Genomic DNA, 17582 nt, shown 5'->3' with positions numbered 1-17582 from the left:
TGTATTAATTCTAAATTTGTAGAAGTTGTTTAAGAACGGGTTTTATAGGTATGTTTGTTGGTGTCGCTTCGCTAAAACACCAACAAAGGCTGAACAACTTTTTTGAATACAGTCAAAGGAAAGTCTTTAACCTACATATTTGTATTAATTCTAAACTCTACCTTCCAAAGTCTAAATTTGTATTCTTATATCTCCCATTCATTATTAATATGTGTAATTCCGTGGTGTGCTGTCATATCAAACTGACACGGAACAACAGAAACATAACCATTGTTTACTGCCCACTCATCCGTATCATCGCCTTTATCTGGGTTTACAAAATCCCCTGCAAGCCACAAATACTCTCTTCCATAAGGGTCAGTTCGTAAATCAAACTTTTCTTGCCAACGTGCGTGTGCTTGACGACAAACCTTTGTTCCTTTTATTTCTTTTTCTTCATTTGTATTTTTATCAAAACGAGCAGGGAAATTAACATTCAAGGCTATATTTTTAGGAAGACCATTTTTGAGAGTTTGTTCTGCAATTTTTAATAAATGAGGGCGAATATGAGAAAAATCGGCATCATCTCCATAATCACACAGCGAAAACCCAATCGAAGGCATTCCATCAATTGCTCCTTCAATAGCTGCTGACATTGTTCCAGAATATAAAATACTAATTGAAGTATTGCTTCCATGATTAATTCCACTTACCACCAAATCAGGTGTTCTGTTATCGAATAAATGAAATTTGGCAAGTTTGACGCAATCAGCAGGTGTACCCGAACATTCATAGGCTTCTACATTCAAATCTTTAAAAACATCCGATTTTCTCACTTTCAAAGGCATATGAATTGTAATTGCGTGTCCCATTCCAGATTGTGGACTATCAGGAGCAACTACAATCACTTCTCCCAAAAGAGTCATCATTTCTACTAATTCTCGTATTCCTTTTGCTGTAATTCCATCATCGTTCGAAACTAAAATCAATGGTTTTTGATTTGTAGCTGTTGATTTGTCGTTTTTCATAATCTATTCCTCTTATTTTTTTGGTTTAGTTGATAAAGTAAAGGTAGGAATTTTTGATTGTATAATCAGCCTTTGAGTAAGATTTGAATTGTCGACTAAAAATTAGGCTTCTTTTATAAATCGAACCAGTTGCCTAGCTTGATTCAGAAATTGAGCATCTTCTGAAAGTGATGCAATTTTGGTTTCAGTTTGTTTGACAAGTGCTTGATGATTAGATTGTGACTGAACATTAAGTGTTTCAAAATTTTGACGGATTTGGCGCATAGATTCTCTAAGTTCTTGTACTTCATTTTCCTTTCTACTTACCCAAGAGTTAGAATTTTCTGTATCTAGTTTTTCACTTAATACCGAAACTTCATATTTTAATTGCTCCAAATCAGAAATAACTTTATTTATATCTTCTCTAGGGTATTTTATGCGTTGTTGCATATTCGAAAGACGGTATGAAATATAATCATACATTCTGACAGAAGGACGGAGAGCCGTTAGAGCAAGGGCAAAAGCAGCACCAATATATCCCACAACACTAACACCTGTTTTTGCCAAAATATAGAGTCCAACAGCCGATAAAATATGTAAAAAAATAGCTACAAAAAGATAAGTTTTTGAAATTTTTTGAGCATAATCAATGTCAATATTTTCGACATTAATTCCTGTTTTTTGAGATTCTTTTACGTCTGATAAAATTTCCTTTGCCTTAAAATGCATATTCCAAGGTACAGTAGTAATAAGCAAGAGCCACCAAAAACAGCCTACACCGATTGCCCAATCCATAAAATCGCCTGTCGGAATGTCAAGCCATTTCAAGACGGCAAAAACAATCAAAACTAAAAAAGTAATACTAACTAAAGATGCGCTGAGATTTGAACTTGAATTTTTCATAGTTGTAGAATGAAGGTAAAATAATAACTTTTCATGAGTGCATTTTTATGACTACTAAGATTCATAATCTTTCAAAACTCGTTCAGTTTTGGCATTTTTTATTCGGTTAATCATTTTCGTGCTTTCGTGGTCGTCTCGGATGGTTTTGGAAAGTGTGAAGGCAGAACCAACTGTAAAGAACATTCCCATTAATAAAAAGCCTTTTATCCACCAATCGGCAGGTAGATAAGCAATTCCTGCGCCTGTACCCACGAAGGCAAATAAAAACGAAATCCAAGTTTGAACTCTCCAAGCAGAGGTGTTTTTTTGATGTAATTCTGTATTGTCCATAATAAAGTTTAATTTAGAAGTTGAATATATTTCTGTGATATAATAGACTTAACGCAACTCTATATTTCCCGTTGAAGAAGAATACACAAAAACTGACTTTAACAAAAACCAAACACAAACCTCAAAACAGACAAAAAGCATTTTTTACGATAATTTTTATATAAAAACCGACTTTATGAAACAGTATTTTTTATCAAAATTATTCTTTCAAGTAGTAACTTTATCGCTATTTCTATCTCTTTATTCTTGTTTTAATCTATCAAAGGCACAACAAATCCAAGAGCAAACTACAAATCAAACTCAAGTTTTGCCACCCAAAAAGACAGCTATTTCTTTTGTTCCTTCCTATATTTTTCGCTCTACCTTACAAATCGGTATTCAGCGTTTTAATAAATATCAAGACCGAAGTTTTGTATTGTATGGAGGAATTACAGGACTAAGTAATGAATATTTAGAAGAAAATGGTTATAACTTGGAAGCACAATATCGTTTTTATGTCAAGCGTTTTAAAGTGCGTACAAACTCAAATAAAAAATCGTATCAACAAGGAATTTATGTTGGACTTTGGGCAAGAGGAGAACAGTTTGAACAAAATTATGACTATGAAAATGTTTCTTCCTTTGATAATACAGGAACAGAAAACTTTCTTACTTATAAAGGAATTCGAAATATAGAAGCTTTAAGTGGAGGTATTCAGTTTGGTTTTCAACAGACTTTTGCACAACACTTTTTTATTGATTTGTATGTTGGTGGAGGATACAGAGGAACAAATACAGAAACACAAACAGAGATTCAGAATACAGATAAAGTACAACATAAAGAAATAATTCGTTGGCACAACGGAATTTTTAATAGAGCTTACAAAGGCGTTTTGCCTAGAGCTGGTGTTGGTTTGGGGGTAGTTTTTTGAAGGAAATAAATTTTGAAATTATTTTAATTTTAGAGGAACTTTTACTTTTAAAAATAGCTTCTAAAACTTGTCATCACCTACTTACTAAGCAATACTGCATTTAAAGATAGTATGGCTTTTAAAAAGAAAGCGAATTAAATTAATTTAGAAATATTTATAAAAAAGAAAAAATGAATAATTTACTTTTCATTGGATTAGTATTTTTTACAATTATAGGTTGCTCAAGTCAAACTAAATCAACAAAAGAAATGAATTACACAGACGAAAAATTTGAAGTTGGACAAGTATGGAATTACGAAACTAGAAAAGGGGAGGAAAATTCTACAATTCAAATTGTCAAGATTGATAAATTAGAAAATGAGGAAGTATTTATTCATATTTCAGTTAATGGACTGAGAATGAAAAATTCTTCAACAGAAAGTAAACTATCAGAAACGATTGGACACTTGCCTTTTTCTAGAAAATCCATCGTTGAAAGTGTAACAACATTAAAGAGTTCAAAAGAAGAACTCTCTGATTTTGAAGCAGGGTATCAAAATTGGAAAGAAGCATTTGAAGCTAAAAAGGCAGGAGTATTTACTATAAGTATTGCAGAGGCAGTAAAATTTGTTGAAACAACAATGAACCAATAGACAAAGATTATATCTTCCTAAAAACCAAAAAAGACTTGCCAGTAAAATTATTTACTAACAATCAAATCAGAAACTCTAGGTAAAAAGTTGTTCCTTTTCCTACTTCACTTTGTACATCAATTATTCCTCCCATGGCTTCCATTTGGTTTTTTGAAATAAAAAGACCTATTCCTTTAGCATCTTGGTGTTCATGAAATGTTTTGTACATACCAAATAGTTTTTTTCCATGTTGTTCTAAATCAATTCCTAGACCATTATCTTCAATGGAAAGAATAACACTTTTCTGTTTCTTAGAGGTAGAAAGTCTGACAAAAGCATTTTTTTTAGACGATTTATATTTTATGGCATTGGTCAAGAAGTTCAGCACTACACTTTGAAAGTAAGCAGGAAGAGCCTTTACTTCCAATGTAGGTTCTATCTCATTTATTACCTCAACACTTTCTTGTTTGAAAAGAGTTCTTATACTTTCTATAATATTCAAAGTAGCATTGTATATATTGATTTTCTCTAAAGGCAAATCATTGTTTTGAATATCTACTACTTTTGTCAAGTTTACTATGGTATCTTTCAGCTTAAATACAGAGGACGAAATATGCTCAAAAAGTTCTTTTTTGTTTTCTTCATTTGTTTCTTGCTCTGTTAGATAAATTAGAGCTTCCATATTACTGGTATGAGAACGTAAATTATGAGAAACAATATGAGCAAAGTTGGTCAGTCTAGCATTTTGATTACCTGTTATTTGTAAAAGTTCTTCTAACTTATGTCTTTTTTTGATTTGTGGTGTGATGTCTTGAAAAATTCCTACCAAACGAGTACATGTTCCATTTTCATATTCTGCTTCTCCTTTTGCTCGTACCCAAATCTTATTATTTTTTGCTGTAATCAATGTAACTTCTATATCCCATGGAGTGCCATTACTTATCGCCTCTTGTACGCATCTCATAATTAAATCTCTACTATCTCCTTTTTCATAAAAGTAAATTCCATCTTCCAAAGTAGGTATATAATCTTCATCTACTTCATGTATTATGCGTGTTACATCACTCCAAATCACTATATTGTTAGCTAAGTCCACTTGCCAATGTCCTGTTCTTGAAAGGTGTTTAGCCTGTAAAGCCGTCGTAAGACTAGATTTGTAATCTGTCATATCTTCTCCAATCAAAACAATTTCTTCTACTTCCTTATCTTGATTTAGTTTTGGATAAATATTCCATTTTATATTTTTTATCTCTTCATCGTGTTCTATATTTTCTTCCTAGTGATTGATTTTTCCTTTTAAAGCCAATTTTATAGCTTGACTAAGCAAAGTATCATTGTATTTCGGAAGTATATCGAAAAAGGAAATATGTCTTGAAAGTGTATTTTGTAAGTTGTCGGGGTGTGGTGCATTACTACGTCTTACAATATCAGAATGACTTATATTTTGAATATCTATATTTTCTAATGAAGTTTCAAGAATATTTTGGAAGTAAGGTTTTACTTCTTCAAGACGAAGTAAATTCAAAAAAGAATTGGAAACAGACTTTATACTAAAGTCTTTATTCAAAATGGCAATAGAAAAATTTGGCTGTTTTTTAATAACTGGCATTTTTATCTTATTTTGAGTAGATAGTTTTCTATTTATGAAGCAAATGAAAGACCAGTTTGTTTAAAAAAAACTGTTATTCTCAAAATAGAAAATAACAGTTTTTATAGTTGATAGCTGTAGGAGAAGGACTCGAACCTTCACGAAGTAGTTAGTCAGATGAATATTAGAAATAGTCATTTGATTTATCCCAAACCTTCACCCTTGAGACCGAAGGGCGTGGCTGCCAAAATTTCACCATCCTACAATTTAATCAGTTACCAGTAAGCAGTTAGATAGTTACCAGTTAAATACGTGAAAGTAACCTTTTTTACTTTCTTTTTTTGTCAAATACGTTTTGCTGTAGGAGAAGGACTCGAACCTTCACGAAGTAGTTAGTCAGATGAATATCAGAAATAGTCATTTGATTTATCCCAAACCTTCACCCCTGAGACCGAGGGGCGTGGCTGCCAAAATTTCACCATCCTACAATTTAATCAGTTACCAGTAATCAGTTTTACAGTTACCAGTTAAATACAAAATTCAAATACTTAAAAGCAAACGTTTTTTACTTTTAGTTGCTGTAGGAGAAGGACTCGAACCTTCACGAAGTAGTTAGTCAGATGAATATTAGAAATAGTCATTTGATTTATCCCAAACCTTCACCCCTGAGACCGAAGGGCGTGGCTGCCAAAATTTCACCATCCTACATTTTCAGTTATCAGTAAGTCGTTATTAGTTAAATTTCAAATGCTCTTTTAGCGTTTATGAAATTTGTAACGTTTTTCCCTTTCTGATGATACAAAGTAAAGGAAAAGATTCTTTTGTTGCAAATTTTCTAATTAAATTAATTAAATTTTGCATATTTCGTAATAATTTATCTCAATCTTTAGAGATTTCATAATTTGACTTATAGATTTTACTCTTTTTTTGTCATTTTTTTAATGAATCCTAAAAAGCTATTTTCTAACCTTGATTTTGTGGGTTTTTGAAGGCTTTTTTATCATTTTAGAATAGTAAGGAAAGATTAGAATTTTGTTTTTTCTATTTTTGTGTAAATTGTAGTTCTTTCTACTTTCTAAAAACAGAATACTCATTCATATAAAAATACACGCAAATGTCAGAAACACCATTAGACCACTTAATAAAAACAAATTGGACTCGTGCCGAAATAGCCGAAATTTATAATACACCTGTTTTAGAACTCATCTATAAGGGCGCAAGTGTTCACAGAAAATTCCACGAAACATCAGAGGTACAAGTTTGCACACTTTTGTCTGTCAAAACTGGAGGTTGTCCAGAAGATTGTTCGTATTGTCCACAGGCTGCACGTTATCACACCGACGTAGAAGCAAGTAGAATGCTCAAAAATCAAGAAATTATATCTAAAGCTAAAGAAGCTAAAGAATCTGGTAGTACACGTTTTTGTATGGGGGCAGCTTGGAGAGAGGTACGCAACGGAAGAGAATTTGATAGAGTAGTTGATGCTGTAAAAGAAATCAATGGAATGGGCTTAGAAGTTTGTTGTACATTGGGAATGCTCACAGAAGAACAAGCTAACAAACTAAAAGCAGCAGGACTTTACGCTTACAATCATAACTTAGATACAAGCGAAGAATATTACGACAAAATTATCAGCACTAGAGATTATTCGAATCGTTTGGATACATTAGAGAATGTTCGTAAGTCGGGTATTTCAGTTTGTTCAGGTGGAATAATAGGAATGGGAGAAGCAGAAGAAGACCGTATCGGAATGCTTCACACCCTTGCAACCCTTCCAGAACATCCAGAATCTGTTCCTGTAAATGCGCTTGTGCCTGTGGAGGGAACGCCATTAGAGGAACAAGAAAAGGTTTCAGTTTGGGAAATGGTCAGAATGATAGCAACGGCACGAATTATTATGCCTAAAGCAATGGTTCGTTTGTCTGCTGGACGTGTCAGAATGAGTGTAGAAGAACAAGCTCTTTGCTTTTTGGCTGGTGCAAATTCTATTTTTGCAGGAGATAAACTTCTCACGACACCAAACCCAGATACAAAAACGGACAAAGAATTATTCCAAATCTTGCAAATCAAACCTCGTGAGGCTTTTAAGAATGAGGAGAATACAGTAAAAGCATAGTCAAATGTCAATTAAATCTATAAAAGAAATTTTCAATAGTTTAGAAGGGAGTTGGTTGTTTGATAGAGAAATAAAAAATCTTACAACTGATGTTTTAGATTTTGCTAATGGAAAAGCATCATTTACTTTTTTAGATAAAACTGATTATAATTCTTTGTATTATGAAGAAACAGGAGTTCTTTCTTTATCCAATAGCTCTAAAAAGATAAATTTTACAAGAAAATATATTTATCAACTTAAAGATGATACTATTCATATCATACTAAATGATGGTATAACTAAAGGAGAATTATTTCAAAGTCTTATTCCGTTAGATGATGGAAGTAGCTTTGTAGGAACTGAACATGTTTGTAGATTAGATTTACACAATGGGAAATATTTTTTCAAAAATGAACTCTCGTTTGATACTGAATATACTGTAAAAGGTTCAAATTCAAATCTAGAAATAAAATCTGTTTATACTAAAATAGAAAATTAACTTTGTCAGTAGTTTTTGGTAATCCAAAATAACTCTGACAATAGTTTGATATTTCAACTATTGACAGCCTTCTGAAAGGACTGTCAAAGTTTTAAATCGTTTTAAAATCCATTATTTATTTTCTCAATAGATAATGGATTTTTTGTTTTCTTTTATATCGCATTACCCACATCAAATTTAAAAATCGTACCTTTGCACCTTCAAAAAAAAGCCTCATCACACAGATACATAACTAGATACATTTCTGCAAAAAATATAATCGTACAGTTACACCGTTGTGTAACTCTAAAATATCAAAAAAATGACTTCAATATTCAAAAACTTTACTCAAAACTTCTCTCAAACCTTTACCCAAAATCCAAAGGATGATGTTCTTTCTGGACTTACAGTAGCTTTGGCACTCGTTCCAGAAGCGATTGCCTTTGCTTTTGTGGCAGGAATTGACCCAATAGTTGGTCTATACGGTGCTTTTATGATGGGAATTGTTACAGCAATTTTTGGAGGGCGACCGGGGATGATTTCAGGTGCGACAGGTGCAATGGCTGCTGTTGTGGTAAGTACACATTTGATTATCAAAGGAAATGAAGTTGGAAAAGCCTTAGGTATGGCAGATGACTATTTAGGTTTGCAATGGCTATTTATTACGCTTCTTTTGGTAGGTATTTTTCAAGTTTTGGCTGGTGTTTTTCGTTTGGGAAAATTTGTTCGTCTTATTCCACACCCTGTAATGATGGGTTTTGTAAACGGACTTGCTATCGTGATTTTTATGGCTCAGATAGACTTTTTTAAAGAAAAAGTAATGGTAGGAGATACAGCGACAAAAGTTTGGTTACAAGGAAATGATATGTATATAATGATTGGTTTGGTTGCTCTTACGATGGGAATTATGTTTGGTCTGCCAAAACTGACGAAGAAAGTTCCGTCTGCTTTAGTTGCCATTGTAGTTGTAGCTGCTATTACAATTTTTGGAGGAATAGAAGTAAGTACCGTAAAATCATTTGTAATTGAAGGAAGTAATGGAAAATCAACAGGAATTGAAGGTTCTTTGCCTACTTTCCAAAACCAAATTTTTACACTTTTCTATACAATGAAAGAACATTGGACACTCATTTTATCAACTGCTTTTCTTTTGGCTGCCGTTGGTTTGATAGAATCTTTAATGACCTTAAATTTATTAGATGAAATGACCGAAACTAGAGGAAGTGGAAACCGTGAATGTGTCGCTCAAGGAGCTGCAAATATTTTGAATGGTCTTTTTGGTGGAATGGGTGGTTGTGCTATGATTGGACAATCCATCATTAATGTAGAATCTGGTGGTCGTGGGCGTTTATCAGGTGTTATTGCTGCGATTGCACTTCTTTGTTTTGTTCTTTTTGGTGCGCCACTTATTGAGCAAATTCCGATTGCTGCCTTAGTTGGAGTTATGTTTATGGTTGTGATTGGAACATTTGCTTGGAGTAGTTTCCGTATTTTACACAAAATTCCTATTTCTGATGCTATTGTTTTGATTACTGTTTCGGCTGTTACGGTGTGGCAAGATTTGGCAATTGCTGTTTTTGTAGGTGTGATTATGTCAGCTCTTGTTTTTGCTTGGGAAAATGCTACTCGTATTCGTGCTAGAAAGCATATCAAAGAAAATGGAACGAAGGTTTATGAAATTTGGGGACCTTTATTTTTCGGTTCTACACAAGCATTTAGTGCTAAATTTGACCCAAAGACTGACCCAGAAAAAGTAGAAATTGATTTTATAGAATCAAAGGTAAGTGACCATTCAGGCATTGAAGCACTTAGAGGAGTAGCAAATCGTTATTTAGATTTAGGAAAAGAAGTCAAACTAACACATTTGAGTGAAGAATGTATTACACTGTTATTGAAAGCAAATCCAAAATTCGAAGAAGTAATTGAACGCTCTATCGATGACCCTCGTTATTATGTAGTAAGTGATGTGATGGATGAAGTTATTTCTAAGTAAGAAATAATTTAAAAAAATGAATCAGATAATCTTTACGGTTGTCTGATTTTTTTTTGTACCTCGAATTTTTCTAAAAATAAATGCAAAATACAACACTTATCATTTATCACAATTTTTTAGTATTTTTGAAGTATATTTAAACTATTGTAGTGCATTCTAATTTTACCTAGTAATAATTAATTAGAAAGCAATCAAAACTTGTAACGACCACAAACTCCGAAATACGATATGGCAAAAGAAATGAAAATACCTACAGTCGGCGAATCTATTACCGAAGTAGTAATCGCAAACTGGCTTGTAGAAGATGGCGACCACGTAGAAATGGACGACCTTATCTGTGAATTAGAATCTGATAAAGCAACTTTTGAAGTTCCTGCCGAAGCTGATGGTGTCATCAGACTTAAAGCAGAAGCTGGCGATACGTTAGAAATAGGTGCGCTTCTTTGTGTAATCGAAGAAGGAGAAGGTGGAAGCACAGATAAAGAAGAAAAAACTAACACTGAAACTAAAGCAGAAGCAAAATCAGAGAAAAAAGAAGAATCTTCTCAAAAAACGGAAACTTTCATCATGAAAATTCCAACAGTAGGAGAATCTATTTCGGAAGTAGTATTGGCAAACTGGCTTGTAGAAGATGGAGAAGAAGTAGAATTAGATGACCCAATTTGTGAATTAGAGTCTGATAAGGCTAACTTTGAAGTTCCTGCCGAAAAAGCAGGTAAAGTATTTCATATAGCAGAAGCAGGTGCTACACTTGCTATCGGAGATGATTTTGCTAAAATTGAAATGGGAGGAAATGGTTCTAGTAGCTCGTCTAGCTCTGATTCTTCAGGCGCAGAAAACGCTCCAAATAGCGATATGTATTCTAGTAAAGATTCTACCTATGCAACAGGACATGCTTCTCCAGCAGCAGCCAAAATACTATCTGAAAAAGGAATTAGCCCAGAAGAAGTAAAAGGAACAGGAAGAGATGGAAGAATAACAAAGGAAGATGCTCAGAATGCTAAAAAATCTGCACCTTCTCAACCAAAAGCTCCTGCTTCTTCATCTAAAAAAGACGGTAAAGCACCAGCAAGTGCTGAAAACACACAGCAAGGAAGCCGTAGTACAAATACAGAGCGTATGTCTTCGCTTCGTAAGACGATTGCAAAACGTTTAGTAGCTGCCAAAAATCAGACAGCAATGCTTACTACTTTTAATGAAGTAGATATGTCGGCTGTGATGGAAATGCGTAAGAAATATAAAGACCAATTTAAAGAGAAAAATGAAGTTGGTCTAGGCTTTATGTCTTTCTTTACAAAGGCTGTAACGATGGCACTTATGGAAAACCCAGGGATAAATGCTCAAATTACAGGCGAAAAAGAAGATGAAATTTTGTATCACAATTATGCTGATGTTTCAATTGCAGTCTCTTCTCCTCGTGGTTTGGTTGTGCCTGTTATCAGAAATGCAGAGCAGCTTTCTTTTGCAGGTGTAGAAAAAGAAGTTGTCCGTTTGGCTGTAAAAGCTAGAGATGGAAAACTGACCATTGATGAAATGACAGGTGGAACGTTTACGATTACCAATGGTGGTATTTTTGGTTCTATGCTTTCTACTCCAATCATTAATGCTCCTCAATCTGCTATCTTAGGACTTCATAATATTGTTCAACGCCCAGTAGCGATTGATGGAAAAGTAGAGATTCGTCCGATTATGTATGTTGCTCTTTCTTATGACCACAGAATTGTAGATGGAAAAGAATCTGTAACATTCTTATACAGAATTAAAGAATTGATTGAAGACCCTTCAAGATTACTTTTGGGAGTTTAATAACATAAAGTCGTTGGTGGAGACACCAACAACGGCAAGGTAAGCAAGTATTTAAACCCTAAGTTTCTTTAAGACTCTTAGGGTTTTTCTATAATAAAAATTATTTTATTGGTAATTCTACAAAGAAAGTTGTCCCTGTATCTTCTCCTGTATTTTCAGTTTCAAACCATATTTTACCATTGTGTTTGTCTATAATTTTTCTGACAATATTTAGTCCCAAACCACTTCCTTCTCCTACTGGCTTAGTAGTAAAGAAGGCATCAAAAATACGTTGTTGTACTTCATCAGGTATTCCTTTACCACTATCTCTTACTGATACCAAAATCTTATTATTTCTTTCTTCTGTTTTAAGGTATATTTTTCCTTTACCATTTATTGCTTGAATAGCATTATGCAGTAAATTTGTCCACACTTGAGCCAGTTCATCTTCATAGGCTTGGATAACAGGGACTGCTTCCATTTCTCTGATTACCTCAATACCATACTTGAGCTTATTGTGGTATAGAATAAGGGTATTTTCTAGGCTCTCATTTATTTTTGTAGGTTTCTTTTCTCCTGTATGGTCTTGACGAGAGAAATTTTTGAGTGTCAGAATAATTTTAGATGCTTTTTCGGTGGCTATTCTGATGGTCGCATTACTTTTCATGATGGTACTAATTTGGTAAACACTTTCAAAAAGTTCTACCGTATTAGGAAGTTGTATAAATGGCTCGTACAATTCGCTTTCTTGATGTAAACCCACATCTACCAAAATATCAGCAATTCGTTCAGATTGAGAAACTCCTTGGGTATCTAATTGTGCTATCAAATCATACTTGATGCTTCTTTTTTCTCTTGAAGAGTATAATATATTTGATTCAACTGATTTTTCTATCATTTTATTAAAACCTTCTAACTCCTGTTCTGACAGTTCTTTTAATACTTTAGGCAAATTGGATAATGTATTTTGTAGCATTTTATAAACACTTCCTGCCGAAGAACGAATAGCTCCCAAAGGTGTATTTATCTCGTGTGCAATACTAGCAACAAGCTGTCCCAACGTAGTCATTTTTTCATTATGAATAAGTTGAGATTGTGTTTCTCTGAGCTCTGTAAGTGTTGTTTGTAGTTCCTTATTTTTTTCTTGTATTTTTTTCTCTGTTTCTTTTAACTCATCAATATTTTGCATTATTCCCGTCCAGATAACACCTCCACCATCCATGTGGGTAGGCTTTGAAGTAGCATGTATCCAAACTTCTTTTCCATTTTTGAGTAAACGCAACTCAGACTCCCATTTTTGCATCGTTTCAGCCGATTTTTGTACAGAGGATTGAAATCCTAATAAGTCATCTGGATGGATTGCCTCAAAAATATCATTTGCATTATTGTTTAATATTTCTTCTGACTTTACTCCTAAAATAAGTTCTGAACCTCTACTTACTAAAGGAAAAGATACATTCCCTTCATTATCTCTTTTGAACTGATAAATCATGGCAGGAACAGCATCAAAAATTTGTTCTAACTGTTGTTTTTGCTTTTCTAAATCTTGTTGGAGGTGATACATATTTCGTATGCCTCTTCGGAGTTCTTTTTCAGATTCTGCTAGTTCTTTATTTTGCTCTTCTATGATTTTTTCATATTCTTTTTGCTGAGTAATATCTTGTGTAATTCCAACAATATGTGTAGGGTTTTGGTTTTTATCTCGTATTAAAATAGCTTTGGTATCTAAGAAGCGATTTTTTCCATTAATAGGTACAGTACGATATTTTTTTTCATAAATACTTAGCTTGCCTTGCGACATTAACTCCAAGTTATCATCTATATCATTTATATCATCTGGGTGTACTTTTTGTCTTCCTACTGTGCGTTTGATAACGTTATCTTCATTATTCTCTAAACCAAATATTCTTTTTGTTTGGTTGTCCCAGTGCAGTTCTTGCGTATTCAAATCAAGCTCCCATAGCCCAATTCCTGTTTTTTCTAAGGTAAGAGTAAGTCTATTTTGAATATTTTGAATTCCTTGTTGTGCTTTTTCTAGCTCCTGTACTTTTTCTTGTAGTTTAAACTCTGCTTCTCTTTGTTTTGTGATGTCTTGAGTAATGCCAAAAATAGCTACAGGTTTATCATTTTTATCCTTTATTAAGACTGCTTTTGAGTCATAATATTTTATTGTTGCTTTATCAAGATTTACTCTATATCTCATATGGTAGCTTGGGATTTTTTGCATGACCAAATCTTCAAGCATTTTATTCATAACCACAAGGTCTTCTTTAGGAATTTTAGCTGAAGCAATTTCATTATTAATTTCTTCAAACTCAGTAACTCCAAACATTTTTCTGAGCTGCTTATCCCAATAGGTTTTATTGGTTATTAAATCAAAATCCCATAATCCAATACCAGTTTTTTCTAATGTTACAGTCAGTTTGGTTTGGATGCTCTGTATTTCTTGCTGTGCTTTTTCTAGCTCTTGTACTTTTTGTTTGAGTTCAAATTTTGCTTCTTTTTCTTTGGTAATATCTTGTGTAACTCCAAAAACAGAAATAGAACTATTATTTTCATCTTTTATCAATACAGCTTTAGATTCATAATACCTTATTGAGTCTTTAGTAAAGTTTACAGGATATTGCACATGATAGCTTGAAATCTTTTGCATTATCAAATCTTCAAATGTTTGGTTTATGACTACAAGATTCTGTTTAGGAACTTTTGATGATGCAATTTCGTGAGTAATCTCTTCAACCTCATTCACTCCAAACATTTTTCTAACTTGATTATCCCAGTATATTTTACTGGTTGCTACATCATACTCCCATGTACCAATTCCTGTTTTGTCTAATGTAATACTTAGCTTAGTCTGAATGTCTTGAATTTCTTGCTGTGCTTGTTCTAATTCATGTACTTTTTGTTGAAGTTTTACTTTAGCTTTTTTCTGTTCATTGATATTATGAAAAGCTCCATATAGTTCTACTACTTCTCCATTCTTAACTACAGGAATACCAATGGTTCTGACCCAAACTTCGTTTCCTTTTGCTGTAATTAAACGCAGTTCCTCATCATAAGGAATAGCTTTCTCTACTGCATTATTAAATACTTCTGTAATTCGCTTTCTATCCTTACCTTCTTTGTAATAATAGATTCCTTTTTCGATATCAATTACGAAATCTTCAGCTTCCTCATGTATTTGTTTGGTAACTTTATTCCATTTTACTTCTGATGTTTTTAAGTTTATTTCCCATGTCCCTATTTGTGCTATATCATTTGTAGTATCTAAAAGGTTTTGGGTACGTAATAGCTCATTTTGGGTTTGTTCTAACTCTTCTACTTTTTCTTTAAGTTTTACCTCCCCTTCTTTTTGCTTTGTAACATCTTGTAGTGTGCCGTACAATTCAGTCGTTCTTCCATTTTTCATTTGAGGGATTCCGATGATACGAACCCATTTATTTTTACTTCTAAAATTGATTAGTTCTAGAGTCTCATCAAAGGGTTTGCCTTCTTCTCGTGCTTCTTTAATCGCCTTTATTATTCTTTCTCTGTTTTCTCCTTTTTTGAAAAAATTAATTTTTGCTGGTGTATCCAAATCTATCCCTTCTGGAAGTCCATATATAGAGTGAACAATCTTATCCCAAATAATATCTCTAGAGTTTATGTCATATTCCCAAGTGCCAATAATTGCACTAGCATTACATGATTCTAAAAGCGTACTTGTATGTAGAAGTTGCTTTTGAGAAATTTCTAGCTCTTCCAGCTTTTCTTGAAGGCTTATTTCGTTCTTTTTTTGCTTGTCTATGTTTTGTATTGTACCATAAAGTTCTACACATTTTCCATTCTCAAGTGTTGGTATTCCTATTACTCTTACCCAAATTTCGTTTCCTTTTGCTGTAATCACTTTAAGCTGCTCATCATAGGGAACGCCTTCTTCTAATGCTCTTGTAAATACTTTTGTAATTATTTGTCTGCTATATCCTTTTTTAAAAAAAGTGATACCATTTTCTGAGGTAGAGATAAAATTATTATCTACCTCATGTATTTTTTTAGTAATATTATTCCATTTAGTAGTAAAATCATCTAGGTTGAGTTCCCATGTTCCTATTTGTGCAGCTTCATTGGAGGTATCTAATAGCTTTTGTGTATGAACAAGCTCTTTTTGTATGCTTTCTAATTCATCTACTTTCTCTTTGAGGTTAATCTCAAGACTTTTTTGAGAAGTTATATCTTGAAAAGTACCATAAAGCTCTACACATTTATCCTTTTCAAAAACTGGAATACCAATAGCTCTTACCCACTTTTGATTTCTTTTTGCTGTAACTATTTTGAGTTCTTTATCAAAAGAAACACCTTTTTTAATGGCATCATCAGCTAACTGACTAGCTATTTTTTTATATTTTGGTGTATAAAATTGGAATTTAAAACCATGTGTCATGTCTGACTGATAATCTTCTGCTACTTCATGGATTTCTTTGGTTACTGCGCCCCAAGATATTTCTTTATTGATTAAATCTATCTGCCAAGTGCCTATTTGAGCTGCTTCGTTGGAGGTATCTAAGAGTTTTTGAGTATAGACAAGTTTTCGTTGTGTGCTTTCTAGCTCTTGAACTTTATTTTTTATTTCTAGTTCAGCATTCTTTCTTTCTGTGATGTCTTGAAAAGTGCCGTACATTTCTATGCACTTTCCATTTTGGAAAGTGGGTATGCCAATGGCTCTTACCCAAATTTCATTACCTTTAGCAGTAATAATTTGTAGCTGCTCATCAAAAGGTACTCCTTCCCCTAAAGCTCTTGTAAATACTTTAGTTATTTTATCTCTACTATATCCTTCTTTGTAAAAAAGAATGCCTGTTTGGGCATCAGAAACAAAGTCATCTTCTACTTCATGTATTTCTTTGATTACTTTATCCCATTTTGTAGTATAATCAGACAAGTTAAGCTCCCAAACTCCTATTTGAGCAGCTTCATTACAGATCTCTAAAAGTTTTTTGGTATGTGTTATTTCCTCTTGCGCTTCTTCTAGGCGTTCAAGGTTTTGGCGTAGTTCTTCCTCACTTGCTTCTAACTTTTTGTTCTTTTTGTGTAATTTTTTTTGAGCTAACACTTTTTCTGTAACTTCTACTCCCACACATTGTATTTCTTTTGGTACTCCCTCTTCATTAAGAATAAGTGTGTACTCCCAGTCTGTATATATATAATTTGCTGTTATTTTCTGTGTTTTTTTATCAAATAGAGGTTTTCTTAGCTGTACAAAAGCAGCTTCATGAGGGTTGGCAAAACAATGCTCTACAGCAGCAATACATTTTGAAAAGTCTTCCTCTACAATCGCAGTCATAGAGTCTTTTTCCATAATTTCTTCCCTAACAAGCCCTATCCTATTACAAAAGTGGTCATTGACATAGGTATATTTTCCTTCTAAATCTGTTCGAATAATAAAAAGGCTGTGATTGTTTAGCATAGAATCATACCTGTTTATGGTACGAATCAATTCTTCTTCTTGGTAGTGTTCTTTTGTTGAATTATTGTGTGTTACAATTACTCTATGATTTTTACCTTCTGTATTTTTAAATAAAAGAGCATTCATCGTTATCCATACTGTCTTTCCATTCTGATGCACAAAGCGAACCTCATCTTCTTGGGTTTTGTCAGAAGAGGTTAGATAGCCTGAAAGAATAGCTTGAATTTTTTCTTGGTCGTCTTTATGGACAATTTTATGAATCTGATTGCCTTGTAGTTCTTCATATTTATACCCTAAAAGGTAACAAAACTTTGGGTTTATCCACTTTTGTTGAGGATTTTCTAAATCCCAAAACCAAATTCCATCAAAGGCATTTTGTTGAATAAAATCAAAATACTTTTCATCAGATTGAATAATTTGATAAAATTCTTTCTTTAATTGATTCATAAATATAGAGTAA

Annotated in this window: 12 protein-coding genes; 6 read left to right on the top strand and 6 right to left on the bottom strand. The window is 33.2% G+C overall.

Translation table 11 applies throughout. From position 1 onward, the window contains the following. Positions 1 to 185 precede the first annotated feature (185 nt). The 3 genes from surE to WAF17_RS14915 all read right to left on the bottom strand — a co-directional run bounded on the left by surE (position 186) and on the right by WAF17_RS14915 (position 2219). The gene (surE, locus tag WAF17_RS14925) at positions 186 to 1007 is read right to left on the bottom strand and encodes a 5'/3'-nucleotidase SurE (protein WP_338761150.1); all 822 of its coding nucleotides are present in this window, start codon (positions 1005 to 1007) and stop codon (positions 186 to 188) included. A 102-nt stretch (positions 1008 to 1109) separates the two neighbouring features. Beyond that, on the bottom strand, positions 1110 to 1889 hold the full coding sequence (locus tag WAF17_RS14920; RefSeq protein ID WP_338761148.1) for a hypothetical protein: 780 nt from the start codon (positions 1887 to 1889) through the stop codon (positions 1110 to 1112). 54 nt (positions 1890 to 1943) lie between these two features. Beyond that, a complete protein-coding gene (locus tag WAF17_RS14915; RefSeq protein ID WP_338761145.1) occupies positions 1944 to 2219 on the bottom strand; it encodes a YiaA/YiaB family inner membrane protein in 276 nt (91 codons plus the stop codon). A 175-nt stretch (positions 2220 to 2394) separates the two neighbouring features. Here WAF17_RS14915 and WAF17_RS14910 point away from each other — a divergent pair, with 175 nt between their 5' ends. Further along, complete coding sequence (locus WAF17_RS14910) at positions 2395 to 3129, top strand: hypothetical protein (RefSeq protein WP_338761142.1); 735 nt, start codon at positions 2395 to 2397, stop codon at positions 3127 to 3129. Between the two features lie 248 nt (positions 3130 to 3377). Next, a complete protein-coding gene (locus tag WAF17_RS14905) occupies positions 3378 to 3761 on the top strand; it encodes a hypothetical protein (RefSeq protein WP_338761139.1) in 384 nt (127 codons plus the stop codon). A 61-nt stretch (positions 3762 to 3822) separates the two neighbouring features. On the opposite strand, the gene WAF17_RS14900 is transcribed toward WAF17_RS14905, so the two are convergent. Together WAF17_RS14900 and WAF17_RS14895 are read right to left on the bottom strand one after the other, a co-directional pair. After that, positions 3823 to 4908 (bottom strand): ATP-binding protein, encoded by a 1086-nt coding sequence (locus tag WAF17_RS14900; protein ID WP_338761136.1) that lies wholly within the window; start codon positions 4906 to 4908, stop codon positions 3823 to 3825. Between the two features lie 108 nt (positions 4909 to 5016). Beyond that, positions 5017 to 5349 (bottom strand): hypothetical protein, encoded by a 333-nt coding sequence (locus tag WAF17_RS14895; RefSeq protein ID WP_338761134.1) that lies wholly within the window; start codon positions 5347 to 5349, stop codon positions 5017 to 5019. Positions 5350 to 6442: 1093 nt separating this feature from the next. On the opposite strand from WAF17_RS14895, the gene bioB reads away from it, so the two are divergent. The 4 genes from bioB (at position 6443) to odhB (ending at position 11700) form a co-directional block, all read left to right on the top strand. Then, positions 6443 to 7444: a biotin synthase BioB gene (gene bioB / locus WAF17_RS14890; protein WP_338761132.1), complete on the top strand. Its 1002-nt coding sequence runs from the start codon at positions 6443 to 6445 to the stop codon at positions 7442 to 7444. 4 nt (positions 7445 to 7448) lie between these two features. Beyond that, complete coding sequence (locus WAF17_RS14885; protein WP_338761130.1) at positions 7449 to 7922, top strand: DUF6314 family protein; 474 nt, start codon at positions 7449 to 7451, stop codon at positions 7920 to 7922. Between the two features lie 301 nt (positions 7923 to 8223). Further along, entirely contained in the window at positions 8224 to 9894 is a 1671-nt protein-coding gene (locus WAF17_RS14880; protein WP_338761128.1) for a SulP family inorganic anion transporter, read from the top strand. 228 nt (positions 9895 to 10122) lie between these two features. Beyond that, on the top strand, positions 10123 to 11700 hold the full coding sequence (gene odhB / locus WAF17_RS14875; protein WP_338761126.1) for a 2-oxoglutarate dehydrogenase complex dihydrolipoyllysine-residue succinyltransferase: 1578 nt from the start codon (positions 10123 to 10125) through the stop codon (positions 11698 to 11700). A 100-nt stretch (positions 11701 to 11800) separates the two neighbouring features. Here the strand turns inward: odhB and WAF17_RS14870 are convergent, their stop codons facing one another. Beyond that, positions 11801 to 17569 carry a PAS domain-containing protein gene (locus WAF17_RS14870; protein ID WP_338761123.1) on the bottom strand — a complete coding sequence of 1923 codons (5769 nt, stop codon included), beginning with the start codon at positions 17567 to 17569 and terminating at the stop codon, positions 11801 to 11803. Positions 17570 to 17582: the final 13 nt, after the last annotated feature.

This window comes from Bernardetia sp. ABR2-2B, assembly GCF_037126435.1.
Lineage (GTDB): Bacteria > Bacteroidota > Bacteroidia > Cytophagales > Bernardetiaceae > Bernardetia.
Note: the sequence above shows the minus strand (reverse complement) of the source record. Positions and strands in the feature narration are given on the sequence as shown.

What these genes read in the sequence shown, in the direction of transcription:
- WAF17_RS14885 (WP_338761130.1), top strand. Translation starts at nt 7,449, where the DNA reads ATGTCAATTAAATCTATAAAAGAAATTTTCAATAGTTTAGAAGGGAGT.
- WAF17_RS14900 (WP_338761136.1), bottom strand. Translation starts at nt 4,908, where the DNA reads ATGACAGATTACAAATCTAGTCTTACGACGGCTTTACAGGCTAAACAC.
- WAF17_RS14895 (WP_338761134.1), bottom strand. Translation starts at nt 5,349, where the DNA reads ATGCCAGTTATTAAAAAACAGCCAAATTTTTCTATTGCCATTTTGAAT.
- surE (WP_338761150.1), bottom strand. Translation starts at nt 1,007, where the DNA reads ATGAAAAACGACAAATCAACAGCTACAAATCAAAAACCATTGATTTTA.
- WAF17_RS14920 (WP_338761148.1), bottom strand. Translation starts at nt 1,889, where the DNA reads ATGAAAAATTCAAGTTCAAATCTCAGCGCATCTTTAGTTAGTATTACT.
- WAF17_RS14910 (WP_338761142.1), top strand. Translation starts at nt 2,395, where the DNA reads ATGAAACAGTATTTTTTATCAAAATTATTCTTTCAAGTAGTAACTTTA.
- WAF17_RS14880 (WP_338761128.1), top strand. Translation starts at nt 8,224, where the DNA reads ATGACTTCAATATTCAAAAACTTTACTCAAAACTTCTCTCAAACCTTT.
- WAF17_RS14870 (WP_338761123.1), bottom strand. Translation starts at nt 17,569, where the DNA reads ATGAATCAATTAAAGAAAGAATTTTATCAAATTATTCAATCTGATGAA.
- odhB (WP_338761126.1), top strand. Translation starts at nt 10,123, where the DNA reads ATGGCAAAAGAAATGAAAATACCTACAGTCGGCGAATCTATTACCGAA.
- bioB (WP_338761132.1), top strand. Translation starts at nt 6,443, where the DNA reads ATGTCAGAAACACCATTAGACCACTTAATAAAAACAAATTGGACTCGT.
- WAF17_RS14915 (WP_338761145.1), bottom strand. Translation starts at nt 2,219, where the DNA reads ATGGACAATACAGAATTACATCAAAAAAACACCTCTGCTTGGAGAGTT.
- WAF17_RS14905 (WP_338761139.1), top strand. Translation starts at nt 3,378, where the DNA reads ATGAATTACACAGACGAAAAATTTGAAGTTGGACAAGTATGGAATTAC.